The organism is Anaeromyxobacter oryzisoli (genome assembly GCF_022690765.1).
In the GTDB taxonomy this organism is placed as follows: domain Bacteria; phylum Myxococcota; class Myxococcia; order Myxococcales; family Anaeromyxobacteraceae; genus Anaeromyxobacter; species Anaeromyxobacter oryzisoli.
Genome location: NZ_JALCZA010000160.1, coordinates 1 through 2564 on the forward strand (window position 1 = coordinate 1; position 2564 = coordinate 2564).

General features: G+C 76.4%; 3 protein-coding genes. 2 read left to right on the plus strand and 1 reads right to left on the minus strand.

What is annotated here, in order from left to right; genetic code table 11:
• A partial coding sequence (locus MNZ27_RS23105) for a ComEC/Rec2 family competence protein (RefSeq protein WP_242396416.1) occupies nucleotides 1–1400 on the minus strand: 1400 nt, incomplete at its 3' end.
• A gap of 161 nt (nucleotides 1401–1561) precedes the next feature.
• On the opposite strand from MNZ27_RS23105, the gene MNZ27_RS23110 reads away from it, so the two are divergent.
• Together MNZ27_RS23110 and MNZ27_RS23115 are read left to right on the plus strand one after the other, a co-directional pair.
• Nucleotides 1562–2077, plus strand: a complete 516-nt coding sequence (locus MNZ27_RS23110) for a CarD family transcriptional regulator (protein WP_242396417.1) — start codon at nucleotides 1562–1564, stop codon at nucleotides 2075–2077.
• A 225-nt stretch (nucleotides 2078–2302) separates the two neighbouring features.
• Nucleotides 2303–2564, plus strand: a 262-nt coding sequence (locus tag MNZ27_RS23115; RefSeq protein WP_242396418.1) for a 2-C-methyl-D-erythritol 4-phosphate cytidylyltransferase, incomplete at its 3' end; no start/stop codon positions are given.

The window sequence follows — 2564 nt, forward strand, 5'->3', positions numbered from 1 at the left end:
GCGCACGCCGCGAGGGTGCCGGCGGCGCCGGGCGAGCCGACGCCGAGCACGCTCCAGGCCGGCGCGGCGGACGCGCGGGCGAGGGCGAGGAGCGCGCGCGCCAGGGGACCCGCCACGACGAGGAGCGGCGCCGCGGCGGCCGGGGACAGGGCGGCCCCGATCGCCGCGAGGGCGGCGACGACGGTGAGCCCGGAGCCGATCGGGATCGCGGCGACGTTCGCGAGGAGCCCGAGCAGGGGGAGCTGGCGGAAGTGGTAGGCGAGGATCGGGGCGGTCGCGACCGAGGCGGCGGCGGTCGCGCAGGCGCCCTCGAGGAACGGCTCGAGGAGGCGGGCGCGCCACGTGCCCGGGGGCGCCCGCGGCACCGGGATCCGGCGGCGGAGCGGCTCGGCCCACAGGACCAGCCCGGCGACGGCGGCGAAGGAGAGCTGGCACCCGGGGTCGAGGGCGGAGGCGGGCGAGCCGGCGAGGAGGAGCAGGGCGGCGAGGGCGAGGCCGTTCAGCGCGTCGAGCTCCCGGTCGAGGAGCGCGGCGCCGAGCACGGCGGCCGCGGCGATCGCGGCCCGCAGCACCGGCGGGCCGGCGCCGGTCGCGAGCGCGTAGATCGCGGTGAGGGGGAGGGTGACGGCCGCCGAGACGCACCGGGGATCCGCGCGGGTGGCGACGGTGTCCCAGCGGAGGAGGAGCGCTCGCAGGGCGCGCTCGAAGCCGAGCACGACGACGACGAGGTGCAGCCCGGAGACGGCGAGGACGTGCGCGAGCCCGCTCCGCGCGAAGGCCGCGGTCGTCTCCGGATCGAGGGCGGCCCGGTCGCCGGTCCCGATGGCGCGGACCACCGCCGCCTCGCGCGGCGGGAGGCGGCGGGCGGCGGCCACGGCCAGCCGGTCGCGAGCGCGCTCGAGGATCGCAGCCGCGCTGGGGGGCGCCTCGCGGATCACCGGCCCGACCGCGAACGCCTGGAGCGCGACGCCGCCCGCGAGGAGACGCCCGGCGGTGTCTCGCCCGCCGGGGTTCCGGCGCGCCGGCGGGCTCCGGAGCTCCGCGCGAAGGCGAACGCGATCGCCGAGGGCGAGGGGCCAGGGGGTGGGGGCGGCGAAGACGTCGAGCAGGTCTCCCCCGGGGGTGCGCAGCAGGAAGCGGGCGCGATCGTCGAGCCGGTCGGGCGGCGACGCGATGCGCCCCGAGAGCGCCACGGCGCCGGCGGGCGGCCGTGCCGGCGCGGCGCGGGCGGCGCTCGCCGCGAGCCAGCCGGCAGCGCCGAACGCCGCGGGCGCCAGCGGTGGCGAGAGCGCGAGGGGGAAGGCCGCCGCGGCGAAGGTGGGGAAGGGTGCGCCGGTCAACCCCGCCGCGGTGCCGAGCGCCAGGCCGAGGGCCGGGCCGGCGAGCGGGTGCGCGCTCACCCGGGAGCCCCACGCCCGACGTGGAACGCCGGAACGGAACCATTTTCCCGAGTATTATTGACCGAATCGGAGAGCTGTGATAGCTTCCCGCGACTAAGCTCCCGCCCCGAGCACGACCGATCCGGTCGGCTCTCGGGTCCAGCGGTGGAGCGGAGGAAGGAATGCCCGCAACGCAGGCTACTCAGACGGCTCCGAATTTCAAGGTCGGGGACAAGGCGGTTTACCCCGGCCAGGGGGTCGGAGAGGTGATGGGGATCGAGCACAAGGAGGTCGCCGGCCAGCGACAGTCGTTCTACGTGCTCCGCATCCTCGAGAACGGGATGAAGATCATGATCCCGATGAACAAGGTCGGCTCGGTCGGCCTGCGCGAGATCATCGGGGAGAAGGACGTCCGCAGGGTCTACGGGATCCTGCGCGAGAAGGAGGTCTCGGTCGACTCGACGACGTGGAACCGCCGCTACCGGGAGTACATGGACAAGATCAAGACCGGGAGCGTATTCGAGATCGCGGAGGTGCTCCGCGACCTGTACCTGCTCCGGTCCGACAAGGATCTCTCCTTCGGCGAGCGCAAGATGCTCGACACGGCCCGGTCCCTCCTCATCAAGGAGCTCGCGATCGCGAAGGCTTGCGACGAGCAGGTGGTCGAGGACGATCTGAAGAGCATCTTCAACTGCTGAGGGAGCGCTCCGGCCGCGCGCCGGGGCGAGCCCGCCCTGACCGCCGCACGGACGAGAGTCCGCGCGGCGGTCGTGTGTCGGGGCGGGCGGCGGAGTCCAGTTCGAACGCGCGGCGGGCACGGCCCGGACCGTAGCAGGGGTGATGCCAACCCCGGCCGGTCGGCGGTCGCCCCGACGCGAGCGGCGGAGCGGGCGCGGCCCGGCCGCCGGAGAGGAGCGGACGAGATGGTCGGCGGGGAGCGGGTCATCGGCATCGTGGCGGCGGGCGGTTCGGGGCAGCGGGCGGGCGTCGCGAAGCAGTGGCTCGTCCTCGGCGGCGAGACGGTGTTGGCGCGCGCCGCGCGGGCGCTCGCGGCGAGCGACGTCGTGGACGGGCTCGTCGCGGTGGTCCCTCCCGGGGAGGAGGGGCGCGCGGAGAGCGCCCTCGCGGGCCTCGGAAAGCCGGTCCGGGCCGTGGCCGGCGGGCCGGCCCGCGCCGACTCGGTCC